Origin of the sequence: Pseudorhodoferax sp. Leaf274 (assembly GCF_001422445.1) — a bacterium.
Classification (GTDB): domain Bacteria; phylum Pseudomonadota; class Gammaproteobacteria; order Burkholderiales; family Burkholderiaceae_C; genus Pseudorhodoferax.
Genome location: NZ_LMNA01000001.1, coordinates 774,111 through 799,406, shown reverse-complemented (window position 1 = coordinate 799,406; position 25,296 = coordinate 774,111). Strand labels below are relative to the sequence as shown.

General features: G+C 71.8%; 24 protein-coding genes. 11 read left to right on the top strand and 13 right to left on the bottom strand.

The genetic code is table 11. From position 1 onward, the window contains the following. Positions 1-32: 32 nt before the first annotated feature. From ASF44_RS03665 to ASF44_RS03650, 4 genes are all read right to left on the bottom strand, one after another. A complete protein-coding gene (locus tag ASF44_RS03665; RefSeq protein WP_056897778.1) occupies positions 33-1,163 on the bottom strand; it encodes a CaiB/BaiF CoA-transferase family protein in 1,131 nt (376 codons plus the stop codon). A gap of 64 nt (positions 1,164-1,227) precedes the next feature. After that, complete coding sequence (locus ASF44_RS03660; protein WP_056897777.1) at positions 1,228-1,644, bottom strand: PaaI family thioesterase; 417 nt, start codon at positions 1,642-1,644, stop codon at positions 1,228-1,230. Between the two features lie 52 nt (positions 1,645-1,696). Then, positions 1,697-2,665: a tripartite tricarboxylate transporter substrate binding protein gene (locus ASF44_RS03655; protein WP_056897776.1), complete on the bottom strand. Its 969-nt coding sequence runs from the start codon at positions 2,663-2,665 to the stop codon at positions 1,697-1,699. Positions 2,666-2,733: 68 nt separating this feature from the next. Continuing rightward, complete coding sequence (locus ASF44_RS03650) at positions 2,734-4,428, bottom strand: acyl-CoA dehydrogenase family protein (RefSeq protein WP_056897775.1); 1,695 nt, start codon at positions 4,426-4,428, stop codon at positions 2,734-2,736. 93 nt (positions 4,429-4,521) lie between these two features. Between ASF44_RS03650 and ASF44_RS03645 the strand changes: the two genes are divergently transcribed. Beyond that, positions 4,522-5,454, top strand: a complete 933-nt coding sequence (locus ASF44_RS03645) for a LysR family transcriptional regulator (protein ID WP_056897774.1) — start codon at positions 4,522-4,524, stop codon at positions 5,452-5,454. Between the two features lie 116 nt (positions 5,455-5,570). Continuing rightward, on the top strand, positions 5,571-6,149 hold the full coding sequence (locus ASF44_RS03640) for a hypothetical protein (RefSeq protein WP_056897773.1): 579 nt from the start codon (positions 5,571-5,573) through the stop codon (positions 6,147-6,149). A 48-nt stretch (positions 6,150-6,197) separates the two neighbouring features. Here ASF44_RS03640 and ASF44_RS03635 read toward each other — a convergent pair whose 3' ends face one another. Further along, complete coding sequence (locus ASF44_RS03635) at positions 6,198-6,683, bottom strand: acyl-CoA thioesterase (RefSeq protein ID WP_056897772.1); 486 nt, start codon at positions 6,681-6,683, stop codon at positions 6,198-6,200. A 159-nt stretch (positions 6,684-6,842) separates the two neighbouring features. On the opposite strand from ASF44_RS03635, the gene ASF44_RS31495 reads away from it, so the two are divergent. Further along, positions 6,843-7,016 carry a hypothetical protein gene (locus ASF44_RS31495; protein ID WP_156374336.1) on the top strand — a complete coding sequence of 58 codons (174 nt, stop codon included), beginning with the start codon at positions 6,843-6,845 and terminating at the stop codon, positions 7,014-7,016. 24 nt (positions 7,017-7,040) lie between these two features. On the opposite strand, the gene ASF44_RS03630 is transcribed toward ASF44_RS31495, so the two are convergent. Then, on the bottom strand, positions 7,041-8,717 hold the full coding sequence (locus ASF44_RS03630) for an FMN-binding glutamate synthase family protein (protein WP_056897771.1): 1,677 nt from the start codon (positions 8,715-8,717) through the stop codon (positions 7,041-7,043). A 107-nt stretch (positions 8,718-8,824) separates the two neighbouring features. Between ASF44_RS03630 and ASF44_RS03625 the strand changes: the two genes are divergently transcribed. Beyond that, entirely contained in the window at positions 8,825-10,120 is a 1,296-nt protein-coding gene (locus tag ASF44_RS03625; protein ID WP_056897770.1) for a hypothetical protein, read from the top strand. A 15-nt stretch (positions 10,121-10,135) separates the two neighbouring features. Beyond that, complete coding sequence (locus tag ASF44_RS03620) at positions 10,136-10,522, top strand: DUF4440 domain-containing protein (RefSeq protein WP_056897769.1); 387 nt, start codon at positions 10,136-10,138, stop codon at positions 10,520-10,522. A gap of 53 nt (positions 10,523-10,575) precedes the next feature. Here the strand turns inward: ASF44_RS03620 and ASF44_RS33150 are convergent, their stop codons facing one another. From ASF44_RS33150 to ASF44_RS03595, 5 genes are all read right to left on the bottom strand, one after another. Further along, complete coding sequence (locus ASF44_RS33150) at positions 10,576-12,267, bottom strand: methyl-accepting chemotaxis protein (RefSeq protein ID WP_056897768.1); 1,692 nt, start codon at positions 12,265-12,267, stop codon at positions 10,576-10,578. A 372-nt stretch (positions 12,268-12,639) separates the two neighbouring features. Beyond that, positions 12,640-14,424 (bottom strand): bifunctional diguanylate cyclase/phosphodiesterase, encoded by a 1,785-nt coding sequence (locus ASF44_RS03610; protein ID WP_235579112.1) that lies wholly within the window; start codon positions 14,422-14,424, stop codon positions 12,640-12,642. Next, on the bottom strand, positions 14,421-14,822 hold the full coding sequence (locus tag ASF44_RS03605) for a PAS domain-containing protein (protein ID WP_056897767.1): 402 nt from the start codon (positions 14,820-14,822) through the stop codon (positions 14,421-14,423). Before ASF44_RS03605 ends, ASF44_RS03610 begins: the two co-directional genes overlap by 4 nt. Before the next feature lie 219 nt (positions 14,823-15,041). After that, complete coding sequence (locus ASF44_RS03600; protein ID WP_056898188.1) at positions 15,042-17,033, bottom strand: bifunctional 2',3'-cyclic-nucleotide 2'-phosphodiesterase/3'-nucleotidase; 1,992 nt, start codon at positions 17,031-17,033, stop codon at positions 15,042-15,044. A gap of 111 nt (positions 17,034-17,144) precedes the next feature. Continuing rightward, positions 17,145-17,960, bottom strand: coding sequence for a M48 family metallopeptidase (locus ASF44_RS03595; protein WP_056897766.1), 816 nt, complete (start codon positions 17,958-17,960; stop codon positions 17,145-17,147). A 50-nt stretch (positions 17,961-18,010) separates the two neighbouring features. Here ASF44_RS03595 and ASF44_RS03590 point away from each other — a divergent pair, with 50 nt between their 5' ends. The 3 genes from ASF44_RS03590 (at position 18,011) to ASF44_RS03580 (ending at position 21,462) form a co-directional block, all read left to right on the top strand. Further along, complete coding sequence (locus ASF44_RS03590) at positions 18,011-19,387, top strand: MFS transporter (RefSeq protein WP_056897765.1); 1,377 nt, start codon at positions 18,011-18,013, stop codon at positions 19,385-19,387. A 79-nt stretch (positions 19,388-19,466) separates the two neighbouring features. Then, positions 19,467-20,177: a response regulator transcription factor gene (locus ASF44_RS03585; protein ID WP_056897764.1), complete on the top strand. Its 711-nt coding sequence runs from the start codon at positions 19,467-19,469 to the stop codon at positions 20,175-20,177. 118 nt (positions 20,178-20,295) lie between these two features. Then, positions 20,296-21,462: a HAMP domain-containing sensor histidine kinase gene (locus ASF44_RS03580; RefSeq protein ID WP_235579134.1), complete on the top strand. Its 1,167-nt coding sequence runs from the start codon at positions 20,296-20,298 to the stop codon at positions 21,460-21,462. A 15-nt stretch (positions 21,463-21,477) separates the two neighbouring features. On the opposite strand, the gene ASF44_RS03575 is transcribed toward ASF44_RS03580, so the two are convergent. Continuing rightward, positions 21,478-21,795, bottom strand: coding sequence for a hypothetical protein (locus tag ASF44_RS03575; RefSeq protein WP_056897762.1), 318 nt, complete (start codon positions 21,793-21,795; stop codon positions 21,478-21,480). Positions 21,796-21,955: 160 nt separating this feature from the next. On the opposite strand from ASF44_RS03575, the gene ASF44_RS03570 reads away from it, so the two are divergent. The 3 genes from ASF44_RS03570 to ASF44_RS03560 are packed head-to-tail and all read left to right on the top strand — an operon-like array spanning position 21,956 to position 24,714. Continuing rightward, on the top strand, positions 21,956-22,930 hold the full coding sequence (locus tag ASF44_RS03570; protein WP_056897761.1) for a tripartite tricarboxylate transporter substrate binding protein: 975 nt from the start codon (positions 21,956-21,958) through the stop codon (positions 22,928-22,930). Between the two features lies 1 nt (position 22,931). Then, positions 22,932-23,750: an amidohydrolase gene (locus ASF44_RS03565; protein ID WP_056897760.1), complete on the top strand. Its 819-nt coding sequence runs from the start codon at positions 22,932-22,934 to the stop codon at positions 23,748-23,750. Beyond that, positions 23,740-24,714 (top strand): tripartite tricarboxylate transporter substrate binding protein, encoded by a 975-nt coding sequence (locus tag ASF44_RS03560; RefSeq protein WP_056897759.1) that lies wholly within the window; start codon positions 23,740-23,742, stop codon positions 24,712-24,714. Before ASF44_RS03565 ends, ASF44_RS03560 begins: the two co-directional genes overlap by 11 nt. A 24-nt stretch (positions 24,715-24,738) precedes the next feature. Here ASF44_RS03560 and ASF44_RS03555 read toward each other — a convergent pair whose 3' ends face one another. Further along, positions 24,739-25,221, bottom strand: coding sequence for a VOC family protein (locus tag ASF44_RS03555; protein WP_056897758.1), 483 nt, complete (start codon positions 25,219-25,221; stop codon positions 24,739-24,741). Between the last annotated feature and the right edge of the window lie 75 nt (positions 25,222-25,296).

Genomic DNA, 25,296 nt, shown 5'->3' with positions numbered 1-25,296 from the left:
CCCATGGCGCCGCTGCGGAGCGGGTGGCCTCTTCAGCCTTCCCGCTCGTCGAGGAACCGCTCTCCCGCCGTCAGCGGCGCATGCCGGTAGCTGGCCGGCGTGCGGCTCAGCTTCACCGGCGCGCCGACACCGCGGTAGCCGCCTTCCAGCGCCACCACCATGCCGCGGTGCGCCGTGTGCGGGTGCGTCAGCGCCGCGTCCACCGGCAGCACGGGCGCGGCCGGCACGCCGGCGGCCATGAGGTCGTCGACGAGCTGGCGGCCGTCGAACTTCTCCAGCGCCGCCTCCAGCAGCGGCTTGAGCGCTGCGCGGTGCACCGAGCGGCCGCCGGCCTCGCGGTAGTCGGCGTGCTGCGCCAGCTCGGGCACGCCGATCACGCGGCACAGCGCCGCGAACTGGCGGTCGTTGCCCACGGCCAGGAACACCGGGTCGGTGGCGGTGCGCACGGTGTCGTAGGGGTAGATGTTGGGGTGGGCGTTGCCCGTGCGGCCCGGCACGCGGCCGTCCATGAACCAATTGGCCGCGTGCGGGTGCAGCAGCGAGATGCCGGCGTCGTACAGCGCGGCCTCGACGAACTGGCCCTGGCCGCTCCTGTGGCGCTCCTGCAGCGCCAGCAGCACGCCGATCACGGCGTTCAGGCCCGTGACCATGTCGACCACGGGCAGGCCCACGCGCAGCGGCTCGCCACCGGCCTCGCCGTTCACGCTCATGAGGCCGGTCATGGCCTGCACGGCGGCGTCGTAGCCGGGCAGCGCGCCCAGCGGGCCGTCGGCGCCGAAGCCCGAGACGCGGCACCAGATCAGGCGCGGGAAGCGCTGCGACAGTTGTTCGTAGCCGATGCCCCAGCGCTCCATGGTGCCGGTCTTGAAGTTCTCCACCAGCACGTCGGCCTCGCCCACCAGGGCCAGCAGCTTGTCGCGCTCGGCCGGATCGGAGAGATCCAGGTGTTGCACGCGCTTGTTGCGGTTCAGGCCGTGGTAGTAGGAGGCCACGCCATCCTTGAAGGGCGGCCCCCAGGTGCGCGTGTCGTCACCGCCAGGCGGCTCGACCTTGAGCACGTCGGCGCCGTGGTCGCCGAGGATCTGGCCGCAGTAGGGGCCGCCGAGGATGCGCGAGAGGTCGAGCACGCGGATGCCGGCCAGTGCGCCGGGAGCGATCGTCATGGGAATCTCCAATCGGTAGAACTCGCCGCAATGCGGCGCGCAGGGCCGCGGAGCAGGAGGTGGGTCATGTCATGCGCTCGACCAGCTTGAAGGTGCCGGTCGCGAGCGTGAGCAGGTTGCCGTCGGCGTCGTGCGCCTCGCCGCGCACGAAGCACAGCGACTTGCCACGCCGCTCGCAGCGGGCCGTGGCGGTGACGTTGCCACGCGTGCCGGCCACGTAGTGCAGCGCCATGTCGACCGTGATGACGCCGTAGCGTGCGGGATCGTGGGCGCGCGCGGCGCAGGACAGCACGCAGTCCATCAGCACCGCATAGGCGCCGCCGTGCACGTCGCCGCGGCTGTTGGTGTGCTGCGGGTTGGCGGGCATCAGCACGCGCGCTTCGTCGCCTTCGATGTGCAGGCCACGCAGGCCGAAGGCCTGGACCATGGGCATGCGCAGGCTGAACAGGGTGTCGGGGGCTTCGTTCTCGAAGGAGGGCATGGGTGCGTCGGGGCGGAGCGGAAGGAAGCCGGAGGTTACCGGACGGCCCCCGTCAATCGAGTTGCGCACCGGACTGCCGGACCACCGCCGCCCAGGCGGCCTTCTGCGCGGCGATGAACTTCGCCAGTTGCGCGGGCGAGTGGTCGGGCGCGCTCTCCAGCCCCTGCGCGGCGAACAGCTCCTTCACCTTGGGGCTGGCCAGCACCTCCACGAAGGCCTTGTTCAGCCTGGCGATGCGGTCGGCCGGCGTGCCGGCAGGCGCCACGATGCCGAAGAACACGCTCACGTCGTAGCCGGGCACGCCCTGCTCGGCGATGCTGGGCAGGTCGGGCAGCGCCTGCGATCTCTGTGCAGTGGCGATGCCCAGCGCGCGCAGCTTGCCGGCCTTGACGTAGGGCAGCGCGGTCAGCACGTCGGTGAAGCTCATCGCGACCTGGCCGCCCAGCAGGTCGTTGAGCGCCGGGCCCGTGCCCTTGTACGGGATGTGCTGGATGTCGGTGCCGGCCTTCTCGTTGAACAGCACGCCGGCCAGGTGCGAGGACGCACCGTTGCCCGAGGACGCGTAGCTGAGCTTGCCCGGGTTGGCCTTGGCGTAGGCGATCAGCTCGCGCACGTTCTGCGCCGGCACGCCGGGGTGCACGACCAGGATGTTGGGCAGGTGGCCGATCTGGACGACGGGCGCGAAGCTCTTGACCGGGTCGTAGCCGCTCTTGCGGTACAGGCTCACGTTGATGGCCAGCGGGCCGGAGGTGCCGAACAGCAGCGTCTGCCCGTCGGCCGCGGCGCGCGCCACGTATTCGGCGCCGATGTTGCCGCCCGCGCCGGCGCGGTTCTCCACGATCACGGGCTGGCCGAGCTTGTCCTTCATCTCGGCAGCAAGCAGGCGGGCCATGGCGTCGGTCGGCCCGCCGGGCGGGAAGGGCACGACCAGCATGACGGGTTTGTCGGGGAAGGTGTCGGCCTGCGCCGTGGGCGCGAGGGCCAGCAGCACGGCGGACAGCAGGGTGGCGAGGATGCGCATGGTGGTCTCCGGAAGGGCAAGGAAAGGGCTGCCCGCCAACGGGTGGCGGGTGGGCAAGGCGTTCGAACTCAGGCCGCGACCGCCGCGGGGCGCGTGGCGCCGGCCTGCCAGTCGGCCGGGATGTCGGCGATGGCCAGCGGATCGCGCGGCAACACGCGGTGCAGCAGCACCAGCTGCGCCCAGCGCAGCCGTGCGGCCGAGCCCGTGCGGCTGGCCTCCCAGGCCATGGCGATGGCGCTGGTGCAGTGGTACAGGCCGCTGGCGGCCTGGCGCGCCAGCACCTCGCCGCCCTGCGCCGCCGCCGTCTGGGCCAGCGCGGCGGCGCGAGCGAGGGCGCCCCGCAGGGCCTGCCCGAAGGCCGGCGCCAGGGCCGCGGCATCCAGCAGCGCATGCAGGTGCGCCTGCAGCACGGGCAGCGCGTTCTCGCGCTGGATGGCGCGGACCACGTCGAGCGCCACGATGTTGCTGGTGCCTTCCCAGATCGAGCCCAGGTGCGCATCGCGCACCAGCCGCGCGTCGGACCACTCCTCGATGTAGCCGCAGCCGCCGCGCACCTCCATCGCGTCGCCGGCCACCTTGCGCGCATCGCGGCAGGCGCGGAACTTGATCATCGGCGTGAGGATGCGCAGCAGCGCATAGGCGCCCTCCTCGCCCGCGTCCGAACGCTGCAGCGCCTGCGCGGTCTGGAACACCATGGAGCGCGCCTGCTCGGCCGGCAGGCGCAGCTTGTCGAGCTGGCGCTGCATCAGCGGCATGTCGGCCAGCCGCTTGCCGAAGGCCATGCGCTGGCTGGCGATGAACTCGGCCTCGGCGCAGGCGCGGCGCATCATGCCGGCCGAGCGCACGCCGTTGGACAGGCGCGAGTTGTTGACCATGTCGGCCATCTGCACGAAGCCGCGGCCGCGCTCGCCCACGAGCCAGGCCTGCGCGCCGTCGAGCGTGATCTCGCCCGAGGCCATGGAGCGGGTGCCCAGCTTGTGCTTGAGGCGCACGATGCGGTAGCGGTTCCGGCTGCCATCCTCCAGCACGCGCGGCAACAGGAACAGCGAGACGCCCTTGATGCCGGGCGGTGCGCCATCGGGCCGGGCCAGCACCATGGCGAAGTCGGCGTCGGGGTTGGAGCAGAACCACTTGTCGCCCGTCAGGCGCCAGCTGCCATCGCCCTGGGCGCTGGCCCGCGTGAGCGTGGCGGCGATGTCGGAGCCGGCCGCCTGCTCGGTCATGAACATGGCGCCCTGGGCCAGTTCGTCGAAGTCCAGCGAGGTCAGGCGCGGCAGGCAGCGCGCCACCAGTTCGGGGTCGCCGAACTTCTTGAGCGTGCGCGTGAGCGAGTCCGTCATCGAGACCGGGCAGCACAGGCCGAACTCGGCCTGCACGAACAGGTAGAACAGCACGTACTTGACGGCCGGCGGCATCTTGCCTTGCCAGCCGAAGCTCTCGTCGCGGTGCGAGATGGCGCCCATGGCGAACTCGGACAGCGCCAGCCGCTCCATCTCCACGTAGGCCGGGTGCTTGGCGATGCGCTGCATATCCAGCCCCGTGCGCGTGCGGTGCTCCAGAACGGGCGGGTTGTGGTCGGCCGTGCCGGCCAGCGTGTCCAGCTCGCCGCCGGCCAGGCCGCCCAGACGCTCGAAGTGCGGCAGCATGTGGCGGCGCAGTGCGTCGGGCAGGTAGAGCTGCAGCAGTTGGTGCAGCTCCGTGTCGGTGGTGAACAGGTTCTGGCCGTGGCGGTCGGGGATGGGGTGGGCGGCGGTGTCGGGCATTCGCTTGTCTCCTGCGTGGAAGCGCGATGGTGCGGCGCTGATCCATGCGTGTCCAATATCGTTGCCGACTCGACCCATAGGAGATGCGTATTCATGGAACTGCGCCACCTGCGCTACTTCGCCGTGCTGGCCGACGAGCTGCACTTCGGCCGCGCGGCCGAGCGGCTGGCGATCTCGCAGCCGCCGCTGTCGGTGGCGATCCGCCAGTTGGAAGATGCCGTGGGCGCGCGCCTGTTCGAGCGCAACAGCAAGCAGGTGCGGCTGACGCCGGCGGGGCAGGCGCTGCGCGCGTCGGCGCGCAAGCTGCTGCGCCAGGCCGAGGAGGCCGCGCTGGAGGCGCGCGAGGTGGCGGCCGGCTCGGCCGGGCGTCTGCGCATCGGCTTCGTCGGCGCCATGCTGTACCGCGGGCTGCCGCAGGCACTGCGCGCGTTCCAGGCCAGCCATCCGGCCGTGCGCACCAGCCTGGTGGAGTTGAATTCGGCCGAGCAGATCACCGACCTGCTGCACGACCGGCTGGACCTGGGTTTCATGCACACGGCGCGGCTGCCGGCCGAGCTGCAATCGCGGCTGCTGCTGGCCGAGCCGTTCGTCGCCTGCGTGCCGGCAGGCCATGTGCTGGCGCGCGCGGGGCGGCTGGCGCCGGCGGCGCTGCGCGACGAGACCTTCGTGCTGTTCTCGCGCGCCGCCTCGCCGGATTACCACGAGCGCATCCTCGCCATCTGCGCGCAGGCCGGCTTCCTGCCCGAGGTGCGGCACGAGGTGCGGCACTGGCTGGCGGTGGTGTCGATGGTGGCGCAGGGCCTGGGCGTGGGGCTGGTGCCGCAGGCGATGCAGCGTTGCGAAATGCCGGGCGTGGTGTTCCGGCCGCTGCAGGGCGTGGCGGCGCAATCGGAGGCCTACGGCGTGTGGCGCGCGGCGACCGACAACGTGCTGGTGGCCGCCTTGCTGGACGCCATGGGACCCTCGGGCGCCGCCCATGCCCCCGCCGCCGAGGCCCGGAACGGCGCGAGCGCACGCCGCACATGAGGCCGGCGCGCACCCCGCCAGGCGCGCGTCCGCGCCAACGGTAACGGGATGTGCAGCCGCGAGACACTGGCTAAAAACCCAGCTAATATGGCCCGGCCACCCCCCCCACAACCACCATGTCGACGGCCGCCGTTCCCGCCATCGCCCAGATCGCAGCCAGCGCCATGCCGGCAGGTGCGGCCGTGCCCTTGCTTTTCGGCTGGCTGAGCCTGCCCCTGCTGACGGCGATCATCCTGGCGTGTTCGGCCACAGTGGCCTTCGTGGGGTTGACGTTCACGCTGCTGGCTTCGCGGGCCGACACCTTCCGCAACCTGCGCGTGGGCTTCAACGCGTTGCGCACGTCCCTGCCGCCACGGTTCTGGACGCTGCAGGACATGCCGGATGCCGCGCAGTTCGCCTACCTGGTCAAGTACTGGCAGTACGTGTTCGACGAATGGTTCATCACGCGCAAGCTGAACCCGCTGGTGTTCGGCCGGCTGTGGCGCGTGTACTACCGCGACGTGATCCGCGTGTCGTGCAAGAGCCCGGTCATGGTGGTGGCGCTGTTCCAGGCCGCCGAAGGCGCGACGGCCAAGGTCGACCACGAATTCGTGGCGCTGGTCCTCGGCCCGAAGTTCACGCAGCCGGCCGTGCTGGAACGCGCGCGCGAGATGGCGCGCCAGCACCGGATCGGCGTGCCGCCGGGCTGCCCGTAGGCGTCACCCTGCTGCCCGGCCCCCTCGCCCCGCCTGGGCGCCGGGACGTCAGGCCTCCTGTGCGCGGATCGCGTCCGAACGCCGGGCCAGGTCGTGCCGCAGCTGCTTGCGCTCCTGCGCCTGCGCATGGCGGCGGCGCTCGTCCGGCGAGAACGGCCGCAGCGGCGCCACCGCCACCGGCTTGCGGTCTTCGTCCACCGCCACCATCGTGAAGAAGCAGCTGTTGACGTGCCGCGAAGCCTGGGTGCGGATGTTCTCGGCGATGACCTTGATGCCGATCTCCATCGACGAGGTGCCGGTGTAGTTGACCGAGGCCAGGAACGTGACGAGCTCGCCCACCAGGATGGGCTCGCGGAACATCACCTGGTCCACCGACAGCGTGACCACGTAGCACCCCGAGTAGCGCGCCGCGCAGGCGTAGGCCACCTGGTCCAGCAGCTTGAGGATGGTGCCGCCGTGCACGTTGCCCGAGAAGTTGGCGGTGTCGGGCGTCATGAGCACGGTCATCGTGAGCTGGTGGGCGGGCATGTCCAAGGCGGTTCTCCGGTCGGTGGGGCGACGATTGTCACGCGAAAGCCATGCCAGGCCGGGGCCCGCGTCGGCCGGCGACTACAGGGGCTCGCGCCCACCGCCGGGCGCCATGGGCCCGCGGCACGGCCATGCTGTGGGCATGACCATCTGCCGGAGACCCGCATGACCGATCCACGCCCCGCCAAGCCGCAAGCCACCCCGCACGAGGAACCCGAGCTGCGCCAGGAGGAAGCCGTGCCCAACGATGGCAAGGACACCAAGGGCGAGAAGATGATGGAGGAACTGGGCCGCGACAAGCCCGGCAAGCCGCTCGCACCCGACGCGGCGGGCACGTAGGCGCCGGTCACGCCCGGGAGCCGGTCAAGCCGCCTCGGCGTGCAGCCCTTCCTTGAGCGGCTGGAAGCTCTCGGCGCTGGCGATCGGCCAGTAGTAGCGGAACACGTTGTGCAGCTGGTCCACCGGCCCCAGCAGCGCGCCGGGTGCCACCCGCATGATCAGGTTGGAGAGCAGCCGCACCTCGGTGTCGGAGATGCGCCGCACGATGTGGTGCGCGGTGATCTGCTGCGGATGCTCCAGGCCCGCGGCCTGCACGAGTTCCTGCAGTGCATGCAGCGTGCTGCGGTGGAAGTTGTGCACGCGCTCGGCCTTGGCCGGCACCACCAGGGCCTGCTGGCGCAGCGGGTCCTGCGTGGTGACGCCCGTGGGGCAGTGGCCGGTGTGGCAGGCCTGGGCCTGGATGCAGCCCAGCGCCATCATGAAGCCGCGCCCGGCGTTGCACCAGTCGGCCCCCAGCGCCATCATGCGCGCCAGGTCGAAGGCGGTGATCACCTTGCCCGCGCAGCCGATCTTCACGCGGTGCCGCAGGTTCACGCCGACCAGCGTGTTGTGCACCATGAGCAGCCCCTCTTGCAGCGGCGCGCCGACGTGGTCGCTGAACTCCACCGGCGCCGCGCCGGTGCCGCCCTCGGCCCCGTCGACGACGATGAAGTCCGGCGTGATGCCGGTCTGCAGCATCGCCTTGACGATGGCGAACCACTCCCACGGATGGCCCAGGCAGAACTTGAAACCCACCGGCTTGCCGCCCGACAGGCGCCGCAGCTCGGCCACGAAACGCATCATCTCCACTGGTGTGCCGAAAGCGCTGTGCGCCGAGGGCGAGATGCAGTCCAGCCCCACGGGCACGCCGCGGGCCGCGGCGATCTCGGCCGTCACCTTGGGGCCGGGCAGCACGCCGCCATGGCCGGGCTTGGCGCCCTGGCTCAGCTTGATCTCGACCATCTTGACCTGCGGATCGGTCGCATTGGCGGCGAAGCGCTCGGGGCTGAACGTGCCGTCGTCGTTGCGGCAGCCGAAGTAGCCCGACCCGATCTCCCAGATCAGGTCGCCGCCGTGCACGCGGTGGTGCTGCGAGATGGAGCCTTCGCCGGTGTCGTGCGCGAAGCGGCCCAGCCCGGCCCCGCGGTTCAGCGCCAGGATGGCATTGGCCGACAGCGCGCCGAAGCTCATGGCCGAGATGTTGAACACGCTGGCGCTGTAGGGCTGCGTGCAGGGATGGGTGTGGGCCGGGCCGCCGGTCTCGCCGATCACCACGCGGAAGTCGTGCCCGGCCAGCTGCGTCGGCCGCATCGAGTGGTTGATCCACTCGTAGCCCAGCAGGCTCACGTCCAGGTGGGTGCCGAAGGGCCGATTGTCCGGCTCGCCCTTGGAACGCTGGTAGACCAGCGAGCGCTGGGCGCGCGAGAACGGCGCGGCCTCGGCGTCGCTCTCGATGAAGTACTGGCGGATCTCCGGCCGGATGAACTCCAGCAGGAAGCGCAGGTGGCCGATCACCGGGTAGTTGCGCAGGATGGCGTGGCGCGTCTGGCGCAGGTCGTGCACGCCGGTGGCGCTCAGCGCCGCGAACACCGCCAGCAGCAGCCACGCCAGCCACGCGGCCGGCGCCAGCAGCACGGCCAGCACGCTGGCGGCCAGCCCGGCCAGGCACAACGCAAAGCTGCTGTAGCGCAGCGGTGGAAGAGTGGGGGAATTGGAGCGCATGGGGTTGTGTCGTCGGGTTCCTGGGGGCCGGCAGCGGCCGCGGTGGACCATCATCGCAGCCGCACGGCAAGCCGGGATGACACCGCCCCATGCCGTAGCATCGACCGATGCGTTTTCTTGCCAAGAGCCTCGCCGCGCTGCTGCTGTCTGCTGCCGTCATCCTGCCGCTGGGCGTGGTCGGGCTGCTGGTGCTGGCCTGGTACTGCACCGACCACCAGCCCAGCGTGGTGCGCCTGGCCGCAAGCACACCCGCCGACGTGGCGCGCGCGCTGCGGCTGGCCGAGCGCAACGACCCGCGCAAGGCCCCGCCTGGCCTGCTGCGCACCATCACGCTGACGCAGGAGGAACTGGACCTGCTGCTGCCGCACCTGGCCGCGCATGCCGGCCGTGGCCAGGCCGTGGCCGAGCTGCAGGACGGCCGCGCGCGCGTGCAACTGAGCCTGCCGCTGCCCAGCAGCCCGTTCGGCTCCTGGCTCAACGTGCAGGGCGAGCTGGTGCAGGCCGAGGGTCTGCCGCGGGTGCGGTCGCTGCGCCTGGGCCGGCTGGAGCTGCCGCAGCCCGTGGCCGACTGGCTGCTCGCGCGCGGGCTGGCCTGGCTGCAGCAGCACCCCGGGCTCGGCCCCGCGGCCGATGCGGTCCAGCGCGTGCAGATCACGCCCCAGGCGCTCAGCGTGGTCTACGCCTGGCACGACGGCCTGTCCGGGCAGCTGCAGGCCGCCGTGCTGGCGCCTGACGAGGTGCAGCGGCTGCGCGCCCACCAGCAGCGGCTGGCGCAACTGGCGCAGGCGCCGCAGCCGCAGGGAATGGCGCTGCACGAGCTGCTGCAGCCGCTGCTGGCGTTCGCCGGCGAGCGCGCCGGCGGCAACAACGCCCCGCCCGAGGCCCGCGCGCTGGAGCAGCGCGCCGCGCTGCTGGTGCTGGCCTTCTACGTCAACGGCAAGGGCCTGGCCGCCATCGCGCCCGCCGCGGCCGAGGGCCCGGCACCACGGCCCCAGCGCGTGCACCTGGCCGGCCGGGGCGACCTGGCCCAGCACTTCAGCGTGTCGGCCGCGCTGGCCGCCGTGGCCGGCACGCCGCTGGCCGACGCCGTGGGGCTCTACAAGGAACTGGACGATGCGGGCGCCGGCGGCAGCGGCTTCTCGTTCGTGGACCTCGCGGCCGACCGCGCCGGCACGCGCCTGGGTGCGCTGGCGGTGGGCCCGGCCGCGGCCCAGGCCCGGCTGCAGCGCCGCGTGGCCGCCGGACTGACCGAGCAGGACCTGCTGCCCAGCGTGCGCGACCTGCCCGAATTCCTGCCGCAGGCCGCGTTCCAGAAGCGCTACGGCGAGCCGGGCAGCGCGGCCTTCAAGCGCATGCAGGCCGACATCGAGCGGCGCATCGGCGCGCTGGCCCTGTACCGCTGAACGGCGCGGCCCCGCATGCCCACCCTGCTCGCCGAACTGCAGGCGCTCGAAACCGAGCTGCACCATCCCGGCCGCCCCCACGCGCGCGGGCGGCTGGAGCAGCTGCTGCACGCCGACTTCCACGAGGTCGGCCGCTCGGGCCGGCCCTACGACCGCGCGACCGTGCTGGACTGGCTCGCCAGCCAGGCCGTGCCGCCGGCCACGGTCTCGCACAGTTTTCGCCTGGAATACCTGGCCCCGGGCACCGCGCTGCTGCACTACCGCTCCGTGCGGCAGGACGGCCAGGGCGGGCCTGCGGAGCACACGCTGCGCATGTCGCTCTGGGTCGAGACCGCGGCCGGCTGGCAGCTGCGCTACCACCAGGGCACGCCGGCCGCACCAGCGCCCGCGCCCCATCCATGACGACACGCCTGCACGCGCACCACGGCCAGCCGTAGCGCTGCCGCGCCCAGGGTTCAGAACGCGTCCCGGCTTTCGTCGGCGGTGGCCCATGCCACCTGGCGCGCAGGTGCCGGCCCGCCCCCCGCGGCCGCCTTCCTCTGCGGCAGTGCCGCCGGCGCCGCAGCCAGAGCGTGCACCGGGGCGACGGACACCGCCGCAGCCGCGTCGGTCCGGAATCCGGCCACGGCCTGCGCCAGGCTCACGGCCTGCTCGCCGAGCGAGCGGGCTGCCGCCGCGGATTCCTCGACCAGGGCCGCGTTCTGCTGCGTCATCTGGTCCAGGCCGGCGATCGCCGTGTTGACCTGGCCGATGCCGTCGGACTGCTCGGTCGCCGCGGCGCTGATCTCGCCGATCACGTCGGTCACGCGGCGCACCGAGGCGACGATCTCGGCCATGGTCGTGCCGGCATCGCCGACCAGCTTGCTGCCCGAGGCCACCTTGTCCACCGAGGTGCCGATCAGCGCCTTGATCTCCTTGGCCGCCCCGGCAGAGCGCTGCGCCAACGTGCGCACCTCGCCGGCCACGACGGCGAAGCCGCGGCCCTGCTCACCTGCGCGCGCCGCCTCCACCGCGGCGTTGAGCGCGAGGATGTTGGTCTGGAACGCGATGCCGTCGATGGTGCCGATGATGTCGCCGATCCTGCGCGAGGAGGAGTCGATCTCCTGCATGGTGGCGACCACCTGGGTCACGACCTCGCCACCGCGCGCGGCCACCTGGGCGGCCGTGGAGGCCAGCTGGTTCGCCGTGCGCGCCGCATCGGCCGACTGGCGCACCGAGCCCGTCAGCTGCTCGACCGAGGCCGCCGTCTGCTGCAGGCTGCTGGCGGTCTGCTCGGTGCGGATGGACAGGTCGGCGTTGCCGCTGGCGATCTGCTGGCTGGCCGAGGCCACGCAATCGCTGCTGCTGCGCATCTCCACCACGATGCGCGCCAGGTTTTCGCGCATCTGCGCCAGGCCGCGCAGCAGCTGCGCCAGCTCGTCGCGGCTGTGGATGTCCAGGCGCTGCGTCAGGTCGCCCTTGCCGATGGCATCGGCCAGCGACAGCGCGCTGGCCAGCGGCGTGGTGATGGCGCGTGCGATCAGCCAGCACAGCAGCATGCTGAGCGCCAGCGCCACCACGAGGGCACCGACGATGACCGCCCGGCCCGTGCTGTAGGTGGCGTTGGTCTGCCGCACTTCGGCATCGGCCGAGGTCTCGTTGTGTTTGGCCAGCGCGTAGAGCGGCTCCTGCAGTCCGGTGTAGGCCGCCAGCGCGGCGCCCTGCAGCCAGGCCAGTGCCTCATCGCGCTGCCCGGCGCCGAGCAAGACGCCGAAACGCGCGGCCGCGTCGCGCCAGGGCCCGGCCTTGTCCAGCGCCTGGTCGTAGAGCTGCTGCTCCTGCGGATCGCCGACCGACGAGGCATAGGCCTGGAGCAGTTCGTCGAAGCTGCGCTGGGTCTCGCCCAGGTTCTGGCGCAGGCCCTCGACCTGGTCGGCCGGCACGGTCGCCATCTGGAACTGCAGGTTGCGCAGGCGCGAACTCAGGCCCACCAGGTGCAGCGAATCGCGCACGCTGGCCATGCGCGCGTTGACCATGAAGCTGGTCTGCTCATTGAGTTCGCCCAGGCGAACCAGGGAGAACAGGCCCACCAGGACCGTCAACCCGACGATGCACAGGAAGCCGGTCGCCAGCTTGGCCGCGACCCGCATGTTGGCAAAGAGCTTCATCGCGATGGCCTCCCGGCACTTGCACCGAACTGTGCGCAACCGGGTGTCGCACCGGTCGCGCGCCCCGGCCCATGCAGGCCTGGGGCGGATGGATGCTCCCGGTGGCCTGCGCTCAGGAATGGCCACCCGCCGCGGCATGGCCGGCGGGCGTGCGCAAAGTACTGGCGCGGCGACATCTGCAAACCACAGAGAGTGCTGAACTGGACGGTCTCAAATGGTATCGCTTTCTTTGGAATTTAGTCATTGTACGCAGCATATTTTCCTCAAGCATGTGCTTGAGGCACTATGCGCAACAATAAGAAACCAGATCGATGCCAACGCAGAAGAATTCGCAACATTCTTGCGCACCTGGCACGCCGCGGTTTGCAGGCGCTAGGAGTGCGTGGGCAGCCAGGCCTCGAATTCGGCGACGCGCAGCGGGCGCGCGAAGTGGTAACCCTGGCCCTTGTCGCAGTGCATGGCGGCCAGCAGGCCGGCCTGCGCTTCGGTCTCGATGCCCTCGGCCACCGTGCGCAGGGCCAGGCTCTGCGCCACGCGCACCGTGGCCTCGACCAGCACCCGGTGGTGCCGGCTGGTCTCCAGCTGGCTCACGAACGAGCGGTCGATCTTGAGCACGTCGATGGGCAGCTGGTGCAGGCTGGCCAGCGACGAATAGCCGGTGCCGAAGTCGTCCAACGCGAGCGTGAGCCCCAGGCGCTTGAGGTCGCGCAGGCGCATCTGCACCGCGGCGTCCTGCGCGGCCATGCTCTCCGTCACCTCCAGCTGCAGCTGCGCCGGACGCATGCCGGTCTCCTGCAGGATGGCGGCCACGTCGTCCACCAGCGCAGGATGCGGCAGCTGCGCGCGCGACAGGTTCACCGCCATCAGGCCGGGCGCGCGGGCGCCGTGCTGGCGCTGCCACCGCATGAACTGCCGGCAAGCCTCGCGCAGCACGAAGGCGCCCACTTCCACGATGAGCCCGGTTTCCTCCGCGATCCCGATGAACTCCACCGGCGACACCAGGCCGCGCACGGGATGCTGCCAGCGCACGAGCGCCTCGACGGCCTCGATGCGGCCGCTGTGCAGCGACACGACGGGCTGGTAGACGACAAACAGCTCGCCGGCCTGCACTGCGCGGCGCAGGTCGTTCTCGGTCGCACTGCGGTGTTGCGCCTGCTGCTGCAGGGCGTGCGCGAACTCCATCGCGCGGTTGCCGCCGGCGCGCTTGGCGGCCACCATGGCCAGGCGGGCGTGGTAGAGCAGATCGCCCGCGGTCTGCGAACGCTCCGATGCGTAGGCGATGCCGATGCTGGCCGGGCAGTGCAGCGCCTGGCCATCCAGCACGTAGGGCTGGTCGAGCACGCGCAGCACCTCGGCCGCCAAGGCGCGTGCCGGCGCAGCGCCGGTGCCTGGCCCAGGCTCGGGCTCGAAGACCAGCGCGAATTCGTCGCCGCCGATGCGGGCCACCAGGCCTTTCTGCGTGATCGCCATCTCCAGCGGCGCGGGCAAGGTCTCCAGCGGTTCGGGCGGCACCGCATCGACCAGGGCCTGGAGCCGCCCGCCGAGCTGCGCCAGCACGGCGTCGCCCGCGCTCTGGCCCACGGTGTCGTTGATGTGCTGGAAACGGTCGCTGTTGATGAACAGCAAGGCCAGCGGGCGCGCCTGCCAGGCGCCTTGCTCCAGCCGCGCCGCCAGGTAGGCGTGCAGCGCCTGGCGGTTGGCCAGGCCGGTGAGCCTATCGGTCTGGGCCGCGGCATCGACACGCCGCCGCTGCCGCCGCTCCTCCTGCGTCGCGTCGTGCACCACGGCGGTCAGGCGCTTGCCGTCGGTGCTGAACAGGCTCAACGCCAGGGTGCGCTGGCGCGCCGGATGGGCCACCGCGGTGGGCCCGCCGCCCTCGAAGCGCAGGCCCTCGCACAGCACCCCCCGCACGCCGGCCGGCTGCGCGGCCAGCCGCCGCACCTGCGGCACGGCTTCCTGCAGCACGTCGAACAGGTTGTCCAGCACCGCGTCGCGCGCCAGCGGCATCAGCAGCTGCGCGGCCATGGGGTTCATCATGCGGATCCGCCCATCGGCATTGGCGTCGATGAGGCCCACCGGGGTCTGGTACAGGAACTGAATCAGCGACTGGAATGCATCGCTGTCCTCCGGCACCTGGGGCGATGCGGGGTCGGTCACCCGCGTTGCACCAGCACGTAGCGCCAGCGCAATGCCGGATCGGCCAGCAGGCGCAGCCTGACCGGGGTCGGACGCATGCGCAGCGTCAGCACGTAGGCGATGGTGTCGTCCAGCGCACTGGACGCGGCCGCGGCATCCTCGAACCGCTGCGCGACGAGGAAATTGTTCATGCACGGCGCGACCGACTCGAACAGGTGGTGGCCGAGCACACGCTCGGGCAGCAGCCCGGCGGCGGCCGATTCGTGCTTGTTGTAGACGCGCACGATGCAGTCGGCGTCGAAGCCGATCACGCCGAACCCGAGCTGGTCGACATCCGTGCGCTCCAGCACCGCGGCCAGGTCCGGCGCGTCCATGGCGCGGTCCTGCAGCGCCCCGGGGTGTCCGGCCGGCAAGCTCATCGCCCGCTGCGTGCGGGAGCCCTCCGCGACGCCCCCACCGCATCCTTGGCAACCCGGGACGCCAGGCCCCTGCCCACCAGAAGTTCGAGCATGCTGCACCTCCGTGAAATGCCCGAAGCTTACCGGCTGGCACGGATGCCGGCGCCGGAAGCCCCGGGTTTCTCGTGTAGGACGCAGGCAGGTGCCGCCCCAGGCCATGCCGGCCCAGGCGGCGCGCGTTCAACGCGACAGGTCGATGGCGTACTTGGACAGGCCCTTGCCCGAGCCGTCGTCCGCCGCCACCAGCGAGACGTTGGCCAGGCCCGCCGCCTGGGCGACCGGCAGCGCATTCGGCGCCGCGCTGAACACCACCGGGCCGGCCGTGGCCACCTTGGTGAAGCGCCAGCTGCGCGCCGCGCCGTTGCCGGTGCGCGTGACGGCGGGGTTGGCGCGGATGTAGGCGATCAGCACGTCGCGGTTGGCGTCCGGCGAGGCCCAGATCGTGCCCGAGCCGTCCAGCTTGGCGCTGAAGCTGGCGCCGCTGGTCGCGCGGTAGTTGTTGGTCGCGACCACGAACTCCTGCGTGGCGACGATGGGCTGGCCCAGGTAGCGCAGGTTCTTGATGCGGCTGCCCTGGGCCTGCGTCACGTCGATCTCGTACTGGATGTCCGGCGTGGTGAACATGTCGAAGTTGTAGCCGGGGAAGGTGCCGACCAGCGCCTGCTCGGCGGTGCGGGCCGGATCGATGCGGTTGAAGCGGCGCGCCGCGGCCTCCAGCCACTGCTGGATGTCGGCGCCGTTGACCTTCACCGCGTAGACCGTGTTGGGGTAGAGGTACAGGTCGGCTGCGTTGAAGATGGCCAGCGGGCCGGCCGCCACGTCGGTGTAGTCGCCCGCGCCCTGGAAGCCGGACTTGAACGGCGCGCTGACCGACAGCACCGGCAGGCTCGCGTACTGCGGCAGGTTGGCCTGGATGTACGCCGCCACGTAGCCCTGCTGGGCCTGGTTCACGATCTGGATGGCGCCCGGGTCGCCCACGTCGGCGAACAGCGTGCTCATGCGGAAGTCGGTGCTGCCGATGGGCTGCTTCACGTAGGCGATGGTGGCCTGGTGCTGCGTCTCGACCAGCGGCGCGATGCTGGCGTCCGGCTCGACGTACTGGGCCGTGCCGGCCTGCACCACGATGTTGCGCAGCTCGCTGCTGCCAGCGGACTTGTCGACGCTCCAGCGCTTGCCGTCCCAGCGCAGCGCCAGCTGGATCAGGCCCAGCGCCTTGCCCCAGGAACTGGGCATCACCGCCGGCACGCCCTGCACGGTGCCCGCGGCGTTGTCCACGCCGGCCTGGGTGTAGGCCGGGCGCGCGCCACGGTCGGGGAACACGCCGTGCTGGTGGCCCATGACCAACGCGTCGATGCCGGCCACCTTGGCCAGGTGCAGGCCGGGGTTCTCCATGCTGGGCGAGTAGGCCGAGCCGTCCAGGCCGCCGTGCAGCAGAGCGACCACGACGTCGGCGCCCTTGGCGCGCACCTCGGGCACGTAGCGCGTGGCGGCCTCCACGGCGCCCTCGACGCCGACCTTGCCTTCGAGGAAGCGCTTGTCCCAGTTCAGGATGCCGGGCGTGGTGAAGCCGATCACGCCGATCTTGATCGGCAGCGCCACGGTGCTGCCATCCGCGCGCCGGGCCTGCACCGTGCGCTCCAGCACAGCATAGGGCTGCACCAGCGGCTGGCCGGACTTGTTGCTCCTCACGTTGGACAGCACCATGGGAAAGCCGGGGCCGGCGCACTGGCGCGACGCGTCCACACCGTCCACGACCATGCCGCCGCCCAGCACCTGGTTCAGGAACGGCAGGCCGTAGTTGAACTCGTGGTTCCCGAGCGTGCCGGCGTCGTAGCGCAGCGCGCCCATGGCCTTGTACATCGCGTGCTGTTGCGTGCAGGCGATGGGGGCGACGACGGCCTCGTAGTCGGCCAGCGCCGTGCCCTGGATGGTGTCGCCGTTGTCCACCAGCAGCGTGTTGGCGAACTCGCTGCGCGCCTGCCGCACCAGCGTGGCCGTGCGCTCGAAGCCGTAGGACGGATCGGCCGCGAGCTTGAAGTAGTCGTAGCTGCGGATGTTGTCGTGCAGGTCCGTGGTGGCCAGCACCGCCAGCGTGGCCTGGGCCGGCTGCGGGTCGTCGCCGCCGCCGCAGGCAGCGAGCACGGACAGCAGGCCGACAGTGCACAAGGCCATGGTGGAGCGGGCGGGGCGCGGGAAGAGGGTGGGATGGAGCGTGGTCACGCCCCGGATTCTTGGGGGCCGCGTTGACAGCGCGATGACGTGATGTGACGGGGCGTTACAGCCTCACCCGCCGCTGCGGGCGCGCTCGTACAGCGGCATGACCCTGGGCAGGTTGCGCTCGATGCCGGCGATGCGCGCGTTGCCCGAGGGGTGGGTGCTGAGCCACTGCGGCGGCGCGCCCTTGGCGGCGGTGTTCATCTTCTGCCACAGGGTGACGGCCGCGCGCGGGTCGTAGCCGGCGCGCGCGGCCAGCTCCAGGCCCACGAGGTCGGCGTCGGTCTCGTTCTCGCGCGAGAACGACAGGCCGATCAGCTGCACGCCGCCGCCCACCACCGTGCGCCCCAGCGCGCCCAGGCCCAGCAGCTCGGAGAACACGTTGGCGCCCAGGTTGGTGGCCGCGCTCTTGCCGGCGCGTTCGCGCGCATGCTCGCGCAGCGCGTGCGCGATCTCGTGGCCCATCACGGCGGCGACCTCGTCGTCGGTGAGCTTGAGCTGGTTCAGGATGCCCGTGTAGAAGGCGATCTTGCCGCCCGGCATGCACCAGGCGTTGATCTGCTTGCTGCCGATCAGGTTGACCTCCCACTTCCAGTCCCGGGCGCGCGGATTCCAGGCCAGCGCGTGCGGAATGATGCGGTTGGCGATCGCGCGCAGGCGCTGCAGCTGCTCGTTGTTGGCCGGCGCCAGCGCGTTCTGCTGGGCCGCCTCGCGCAGCACCTGGCGGTACTGCTGCAAAGCCGTGGCCTCGATGTCTTCGGCCGAGACCAGGCCGGTGAACACGGAGTTCTGGCCGACGTTCACGCCCTCGCGCTGCGCCAGCGCCGGGGTGCTCAGCAGGGCGCCGGCCAGGCCGAGCGCGACGAGGGTCTTCAAGGGCTTCATCGGGTGCTTCGTGCGGCTGGTGGACGAAAGCCGCAACGTATTATTCCCAGATGACGTCCAGCCCGGCAAAGCCCGTAGAAGTTGAGGCCGGTGCGGCCGCCAGTGCATCGCCCAAACCATCCTGGGCGCAGACCCTGCGCGTGTACCTGGAGCCGGCCACGCTGCGCATGCTGGCGCTGGGCTTTTCGGCCGGGCTGCCGCTGCTGCTGGTGCTGGGCACGCTGAGCTTCCGGCTGCGCGGCGCGGGCATCGACCGCACCACCATCGGCTACCTCAGCTGGGTCGGCCTGGCCTACGGGTTCAAGTGGGTCTGGGCGCCGCTGGTGGACCGGCTGCCGCTGCCGCTGCTCACGCGCTGGCTGGGCCGGCGGCGCAGCTGGCTGCTGCTGTCGCAGGCGCTGATCGTCGCCGGCCTGGTGGGCATGGCGCTGGCCGACCCGCGCGGCGGGCTGCAGCCGCTGGTCTGGTGCGCGCTGCTGGTGGCGTTCGGCTCGGCCACGCAGGACATCGCGCTGGACGCTTTCCGCATCGAATCGGCCGCCACCGACAAGCAGGCCGCGCTGGCCGCCGCCTACCAGACCGGCTACCGGCTGGCCATGATCTGGGCCGGCGCCGGCGTGCTGTGGATCGTGGCCGGCGCGCGCGTGCAGGCCCAGGGCTACGAGAACCCGGCCTGGACCGCGGCCTACCTGGCCATGGCCGCGTCCATGGCCGTCGGCGTGCTGACGGTGCTGCTGTCGCGCGAACCGGTGCCGCGCGCCTTCGCCCCCGCGCGCGGCCCGGGCGAGTGGCTGCAGCAGACGCTGGTGGAGCCGTTCGCCGACTTCTTCCGCCGCTACGGCTGGCAGGCCGCGCAGATCCTCGCGCTGATCGCGGTCTACCGCATCAGCGACGTGGTGATGGGCATCATGGCCAACCCGTTCTACGTGGACATGGGCTTCAGCGAAGGCGAGGTGGCCACGGTCAGCAAGGTCTACGGGGTCGTGATGACGCTGGTGGGCGCCTTCGTCGGCGGCGCGCTGGCCATGCGCCTGGGCGTGCTGCGCGTGCTGATGCTGGGCGCGGTGCTCAGCGCGGCCAGCAACCTGCTGTTTGCCTGGATGGCCGGCCGCGGCCACGACATCGTGGCGCTCACGCTGGTGGTCTCGGCCGACAACCTGGCCGGCGGCATCGCCTCGGCGGCCTTCATCGCCTACCTGTCCAGCCTGACCAACGTGCAGTACTCGGCCACGCAGTACGCGCTGTTCAGCTCGCTGATGCTGCTGCTGCCCAAGTTCATCGCGGGCTTCTCGGGCCAGTATGTCGACGCCTTCGGCTACGCCAGCTTCTTCACGGGCACGGCGCTGCTGGGCGTGCCGGTGCTGGGGCTGGTCTGGCTGGTGGGCCGGCGCCTTCCGGCCAACCCGCGCACACGCCCTTTTACTTAACTTTACGGCCGTGACAACGCAGGTCGGCGTGACCGCCGCACCATCGCGTTTCCAGGCCCAGCCTGCACAGAAGACACCGATGAGCACCCCTTTGCTGATGATCGAGGACGACACCCGGCTGGCCCAGATGGTGGGCGCCTACCTGGGCCAGTCCGGCTTCGCGGTGGAGCACCAGGCCACGGCCACCGAGGGCCTGGCGCGGCTGCAGCAGCCCGGCGGCCTGCCCGAGCTCGTGATCCTGGACCTCATGCTGCCCGACATGGACGGCCTGGAGGTCTGCCGCCGCATCCGCGCGGCGCAGGGCGAGATGGCCCGCGTGCCCGTGCTCATGCTGACGGCCAAGGGCGACCCGCTGGACCGCATCATCGGCCTGGAGCTGGGCGCCGACGACTACCTGCCCAAGCCCTTCGAGCCGCGCGAGCTGCTGGCGCGCATCCGTGCCGTGCTGCGCCGGCGCAGCGAGGGCGCGCCCGTGGCCAACCAGGTGCTGCGCTTCGGCTCGCTGGAGATCGACCGCGACGCGCGCAGCGTGACCGTGGCCGGCCAGGCCTGCGAACTCACGGCCTACCAGTTCGACCTGCTGGTCACGCTGGCAGAGCGGGCCGGCCGCGTGCTGACGCGCGACCAGATCATGGAGGCCGTGCGCGGCCGCGAGCTGGAGGCCTTCGACCGTTCCATCGACGTGCACATGGGCCGCATCCGCGCGGCCATCGAGGCCGACCCCAAGAACCCCAAGCGCATCGTCACGGTGCGCGGTGCCGGCTATGTCTTCGCCAAGCAGCAGGACTGAGGGCCCGGCAGGACATCGCCCGAGCCCGGACGCGGAGCCGCGCCGCCCTGCGCCGGGTGTGCTGCAGCGCCTGTACGTGCGCATCTGGCTGTCGGTGCTGGCGGCCGTGGCCGTGCTGATGCTGCTGCTCGGCTGGGTCTGGCGCATCACGACCGACCCGCCGGCACGCACGGTGGTCGTGCAGAACATGGCCGGCGAGGTGATCGGCCAGGGCAACTGGCGCGGCTGGCGCGACCTGGACGGCAACGTGCCATCGCACTTCGAGGGCGACAACCAGCCGCCGGACCCGGCCACGGTGGCCAAGTACGCCGAGTTCAAGAGCGGCCCGGAATTCCTGGTGCGCATGCAGGACGGGCAGGAGCTGGTGCTGCACATGCCGCGCCCGCCGCGTTCCATGTGGGGCCGCCCGCCGGACGGCTTCTTCTGGGTGCTGGGCATGGTGGGCATCGGCTGCGCGCTGGTCATGTACCCGGTGGCGCGCCGGCTCACGCGCCGGCTCGAACGGCTGCAGAGCGGCGTCGAGCGCTGGGGCGCGGGTGACCTGTCGGCGCGCGTGGCGGTGGGCGGGGACGACGAGGTCGGCTTCCTGGCGCAGCGCTTCAACCATGCGGCCGAGCGCATCGACCAGCTCATGCGCGCGCAGAAGTCGCTGCTGGCCAATGCATCGCACGAACTGCGGTCGCCGCTGGCGCGCATCCGCATGGGACTGGAGCTCATGGGCACGGCGCCCACGCCCGCGATCCGCGACGAGATCAGCCGCAACATCGGCGAGCTGGACCAGCTCATCGACGAGATCCTGCTGGCCAGCCGGCTCGATGCGCGCGAGGCCGACATGGGCACGGTCGAGGACGTGGACTGGACCGGGCTCACCGCCGAGGAATGCGCGCGGCTGGACGTGGCCTTCGAGGCCGGCGCCGAGGACGGCAGCGACAGCGCCCCCGTGCAGGTGCGCGGCGTGCCCAAGCTGCTGCGCCGGGCCGTGCGCAACCTGCTGGAGAACGCGCGCCGCTATGGCCGCGGCGAGGTCAGCGCCAGCCTGCAGCACGATGGCCACCAGGCCCTGCTGCGCGTGTTCGACCGCGGCCCGGGCGTGCCGCCGGCCCTGCGCGAGCGCATCTTCGAGCCCTTCTACCGCCTGCCGGGCGCCAGCGAGAGCAATGGCGGCGTGGGGCTGGGGCTGGCGCTGGTCAAATCGATCGCCGAGCGCCACGGCGGCTCGGTGCGCTGCGAGGGGCGCGAGGGCGGCGGGGCCTGCTTCGTGATCGCGCTGCCGGACGCGGCGTAGCCCAGAGCGCGTCTTTCAGGCCGCCGGCTGCAGGAACGCTGGCTGCGGCCACTCCAGCAGCTCGGCGGTGCGCGCCACCACCCAGTTCGCCTCGGGTGGCTCGACGCCGCTGCCGTCCTGCAGCAGACCCATCCAGCAGCGGCGCAGCACCTCTTCCTTGGACAGGTCGTGCCGGTGCTCCAGGCTGTCGCACAGCGTGGTCATCTGCGCCGCCATGTCTTCGCACAGGTCGTGGCGCGCTTCCACGTGCGCGCGCGTGGCCGTGGGCCGGCCGTTGGCGCTGTAGAGCGCCATGAAGGCGGCCGGGATGATGGTCTGGTTCGGGTCTTCCATGGGGCGGCGAGTATGCGCCAGGGCCGCGCCTGCAGCACCGGGCCGGGCCGCTTTTCCATAAGCGCAGCGTATGTAAAAGCAACGCCGCACTGCGTTCCCAGCGCATGACTGGCTGCCGATACTGCGGCGACCGCGCACCGCGGCCCACACCGGAGACAGCATGCACCCCCTCTTTCGCCGCAGCCTGGCCGCGGCCCTGACCACTGCCCTGGCCTGCACGGCCGCCCTGGCCCAGGCCCCGGCGGCCTGGCCGACCAAGCCCATCCGCCTCGTCGTGCCGTTCTCGGCCGGCGGCGCCAACGACCTGATGGCCCGCGCCGCGGCCGAGGGCGCCAGCAAGACGCTGGGCCAGCCCATCATCGTGGAGAACAAGCCGGGCGGCGGCACCACGCTGGGCGCGGACCTGGTGTCCAAGGCGGCGCCGGACGGCTACACCTTCCTCGTCAGCGCGGCCGGCGTGATCTCCAACAGCATGATCAAGAAGAGCATGCCGTACAAGGACGCCGACCTGACGCCCGTGGCCATGATCGGCCTGGCGCCCTCGGTGATCCTGGTGCCGGCCGATGCGCCCTACAACACGCTGAAGGAATTCATCGCCGCCTCGCGCAAGAGCGACGGCTTCCACTGGGCCACGGCCGGCACTGGCAGCACGCCGCATTTCGTGGCCGGCGTGCTGCAGACGAAGTACGAGACCAAGCTGGACATCGTGCCGTACAAGAGCGGCTCGGAATCCATCACCGCCGTGCTGGGCAAGCAGGTCGAGGCCACGTCGGAGGCCAGCATCGTGGCCATCCCCTACCTCAGGAGCGGCAAGCTCAAGGCGCTGGCCGACACCTGGACGGCGCGCATCTCGGCCTACCCCGACCTGGCCACGGCCACCGAGCAGGGCTACGGCGATCTGCGCATCGCCCACTGGGCCGGCGTGCACGCGCCGCGCAACACGCCGCCGGCCATCCTGGACAAGATGGCCGCCGCCATCGATGCGGCCATGAAGACGCCCGAGATCGCCAGCCGCCTGAAGGGCATGGGCATCGAGCCCATCGGCGGCACGCGCGCGGCCTTCGTGCAGTTCGTCGACGAGGAACGCGCGCGCCTGGGCGCGGTGGTCAAGGCCACCGGCATGAAGGACGAGTGAGGTGGCGGGCACCGGCATCCGCGCCGTCGACAGCCATGCCCACGTCTTCGTGCGCGGCCTGCCGCTGGCGGCGCAGCGCCGCCACGCGCCCGACTACGACGCGCTGCTGGCCGACTACCTGGCGCTGCTGGACGCGCATGGCATCTCGCACGCCGTGCTGGTGCAGCCCAGCTTCCTCGGCACCGACAACCGCTTCCTGCTCGCGGCGCTGCACACCGCGCCGCGGCGCCTGCGCGGGGTGGCGGTGGTCGATCCCGGCATCGGCGAGCCCGAGCTGCAGGCGCTGCACCAGGCCGGCATCCGGGGCATCCGCCTGAACCTGGTCGGCCTGCCGCTGCCCGACCTGGCCCAACCCGCCTGGCAGCACCTGCTGGCCCGCGTGCGCGGGCTGGACTGGCACGTGGAAGTGCACCGGCCTGCGCACGACCTGGCCGGGGCCGCGCAGCCGGTGCTGGACGCCGGCTGCAGGCTGGTGGTCGACCACTTCGGGCTGCCGGATGCGGGGGGCGTCAGCAACTGGCTGCTGCGCGCCGCCGCCGGCGGGCGCACCTGGGTCAAGCTGTCGGCCGCCTACCGCAGCTGGGCCGACGCGGCCCCTGCGCGCGCAGCGGCCGCCGCGCTGCTGCAGGCCTTCGGCCCCGGGCGGCTGCTGTGGGGCAGCGACTGGCCGCACACGCAGCACCGCGAGCGCGTGGACTACCGCCGCGCCCATGCCGCGCTGGCCGACTGGGTGCCCGATGCCGCCATGCGCCAACGCATCCTGGCCGACACACCGGCCGAACTCTTTCAACTCGATCCTGGAGACGAACATGCCGCATAGAACCCATTGGCGCCACGCCCTGCTCAGCGCGGGCTTCGCGCTGGCCAGCGTGGCCGCACAGGCCCAGGCCTGGCCCGCCAAGCCCATCAAGCTGGTCGTGAGCTACCCGCCGGGCGGCACGCTAGACGCCGTGGCGCGCATCGTCGCCACGCCGCTGTCGCAGCGCCTGGGCCAGCCGGTGGTGGTGGACAACCGCGCCGGCGCGGGCGGCGCCATCGGTGGCGACCTCGTGGCCAAGAGCGCGCCCGATGGCTACACCGTGCTGCTGGACGCGTCCAACCACGCGCAGAACCCGGCCCTGCGCAGCAAGATGCCGTTCGACACGCTGCGCGACCTGGCGCCGGTGTCGCTGCTGGTCAAGGTGCCCAACGTGCTGGTGGTGAACCCGGCCACCTCCATCAAGACGGTGCAGGACCTGATCGCCCAGGCCAAGGCCAGGCCGGGCGAGATCAACTTCGCGTCGTCGGGCAACGGCTCGGCCCAGCACCTGGCGGCCGAGCAGTTCAGCGCCATGGCCGGCGTGCACATGACCCACGTGGCGTACAAGGGCGGCGGCCCGGCGCTGACCGACGTGATGGCCGGCCAGGTGCCGGTGTTCTTCGGCAGCCTGGCGTCCAGCCTGGCCTACATCCAGGCCGGCAAGCTGCGCGCCGTGGCCGTCACCGGAAAGGCGCGCGCGGCGGTGCTGCCGCAGCTGCCCACGGTGGCCGAGGCCGGCCTGCCGGGCTACGAGGTCTACGAATGGAATGCGGTGTTCGTGCCGGCCGGCACGCCGGCCGCCGTGACCGAGCGGCTGTCGAAGGAACTGGCCGCCGTGCTGAAAGACCCGGAGGTCCGCCAGCGGCTGCAGGCCACGGGCGCCGAGGTCATCGGCTCCACGCCGGCCGAGCTCGACGCGTTCCGCCGTGCCGAACTCGCCAAGTGGAGCAAGCTGGCCAAGGACAACAAGATCCAGCTGGATTGAGCGGCCGCCCGCGGGACGGCGGCGTCAGCCCCCGCGCCGCGCGGCCTCGATCGCGGCGACGTCGATCTTCTTCATCGTCATCATCGCGTCGAACACGCGCTTGGCGACGGCCGGATCGGGGTCGGTGACCCCCGCGGTCAGCACACGCGGCGTGATCTGCCACGACAGGCCCCAGCGGTCCTTGCACCAGCCGCAGGCGCTCTCCTGGCCGCCGTTGCCGACGATCGCGTTCCACAGGCGGTCGGTCTCGGCCTGGTCGTCGGTGGCGATCTGGAACGAGAACGCCTCGCTGTGCTGGAAGGCCGGGCCGCCGTTCAGGCCCAGGCAGGGGAGGCCGCACACGGTGAACTCCACCGTCAGCACGTCGCCCTGCTTGCCGGAGGGAAAGTCGCCCGGCGCGCGGTGGATGGCACCGACCGCGCTGTCGGGGAAGGTCTGGGCATAGAAGTTCGCCGCGTCCACGGCGCCGCCGTCGAACCACAGGCACAGGGTGTTCTTGCTCACCATGTCGGTCTCCTCGAAAACAGTCATCGTGGCACGGTCGCCGTGCCCGGCTGTCGGCCGCCGCCGCGGGGCCGCGGC

Bases quoted from the DNA above. Each gene is read 5' to 3' on its own strand.
- ASF44_RS03630 (WP_056897771.1), bottom strand. From the start codon at position 8,717: ATGCGCTCCAATTCCCCCACTCTTCCACCGCTGCGCTACAGCAGCTTT.
- ASF44_RS03590 (WP_056897765.1), top strand. From the start codon at position 18,011: ATGACGTCCAGCCCGGCAAAGCCCGTAGAAGTTGAGGCCGGTGCGGCC.
- ASF44_RS03580 (WP_235579134.1), top strand. From the start codon at position 20,296: ATGCTGCTGCTCGGCTGGGTCTGGCGCATCACGACCGACCCGCCGGCA.
- ASF44_RS03655 (WP_056897776.1), bottom strand. From the start codon at position 2,665: ATGCGCATCCTCGCCACCCTGCTGTCCGCCGTGCTGCTGGCCCTCGCG.
- ASF44_RS03570 (WP_056897761.1), top strand. From the start codon at position 21,956: ATGCACCCCCTCTTTCGCCGCAGCCTGGCCGCGGCCCTGACCACTGCC.
- ASF44_RS03560 (WP_056897759.1), top strand. From the start codon at position 23,740: ATGCCGCATAGAACCCATTGGCGCCACGCCCTGCTCAGCGCGGGCTTC.
- ASF44_RS03585 (WP_056897764.1), top strand. From the start codon at position 19,467: ATGAGCACCCCTTTGCTGATGATCGAGGACGACACCCGGCTGGCCCAG.
- ASF44_RS03665 (WP_056897778.1), bottom strand. From the start codon at position 1,163: ATGACGATCGCTCCCGGCGCACTGGCCGGCATCCGCGTGCTCGACCTC.
- ASF44_RS03640 (WP_056897773.1), top strand. From the start codon at position 5,571: ATGTCGACGGCCGCCGTTCCCGCCATCGCCCAGATCGCAGCCAGCGCC.
- ASF44_RS03600 (WP_056898188.1), bottom strand. From the start codon at position 17,033: ATGGCCTTGTGCACTGTCGGCCTGCTGTCCGTGCTCGCTGCCTGCGGC.
- ASF44_RS03575 (WP_056897762.1), bottom strand. From the start codon at position 21,795: ATGGAAGACCCGAACCAGACCATCATCCCGGCCGCCTTCATGGCGCTC.
- ASF44_RS33150 (WP_056897768.1), bottom strand. From the start codon at position 12,267: ATGAAGCTCTTTGCCAACATGCGGGTCGCGGCCAAGCTGGCGACCGGC.
- ASF44_RS03645 (WP_056897774.1), top strand. From the start codon at position 4,522: ATGGAACTGCGCCACCTGCGCTACTTCGCCGTGCTGGCCGACGAGCTG.
- ASF44_RS03650 (WP_056897775.1), bottom strand. From the start codon at position 4,428: ATGCCCGACACCGCCGCCCACCCCATCCCCGACCGCCACGGCCAGAAC.
- ASF44_RS03620 (WP_056897769.1), top strand. From the start codon at position 10,136: ATGCCCACCCTGCTCGCCGAACTGCAGGCGCTCGAAACCGAGCTGCAC.
- ASF44_RS03555 (WP_056897758.1), bottom strand. From the start codon at position 25,221: ATGGTGAGCAAGAACACCCTGTGCCTGTGGTTCGACGGCGGCGCCGTG.
- ASF44_RS31495 (WP_156374336.1), top strand. From the start codon at position 6,843: ATGACCGATCCACGCCCCGCCAAGCCGCAAGCCACCCCGCACGAGGAA.
- ASF44_RS03605 (WP_056897767.1), bottom strand. From the start codon at position 14,822: ATGAGCTTGCCGGCCGGACACCCCGGGGCGCTGCAGGACCGCGCCATG.
- ASF44_RS03660 (WP_056897777.1), bottom strand. From the start codon at position 1,644: ATGCCCTCCTTCGAGAACGAAGCCCCCGACACCCTGTTCAGCCTGCGC.
- ASF44_RS03595 (WP_056897766.1), bottom strand. From the start codon at position 17,960: ATGAAGCCCTTGAAGACCCTCGTCGCGCTCGGCCTGGCCGGCGCCCTG.
- ASF44_RS03625 (WP_056897770.1), top strand. From the start codon at position 8,825: ATGCGTTTTCTTGCCAAGAGCCTCGCCGCGCTGCTGCTGTCTGCTGCC.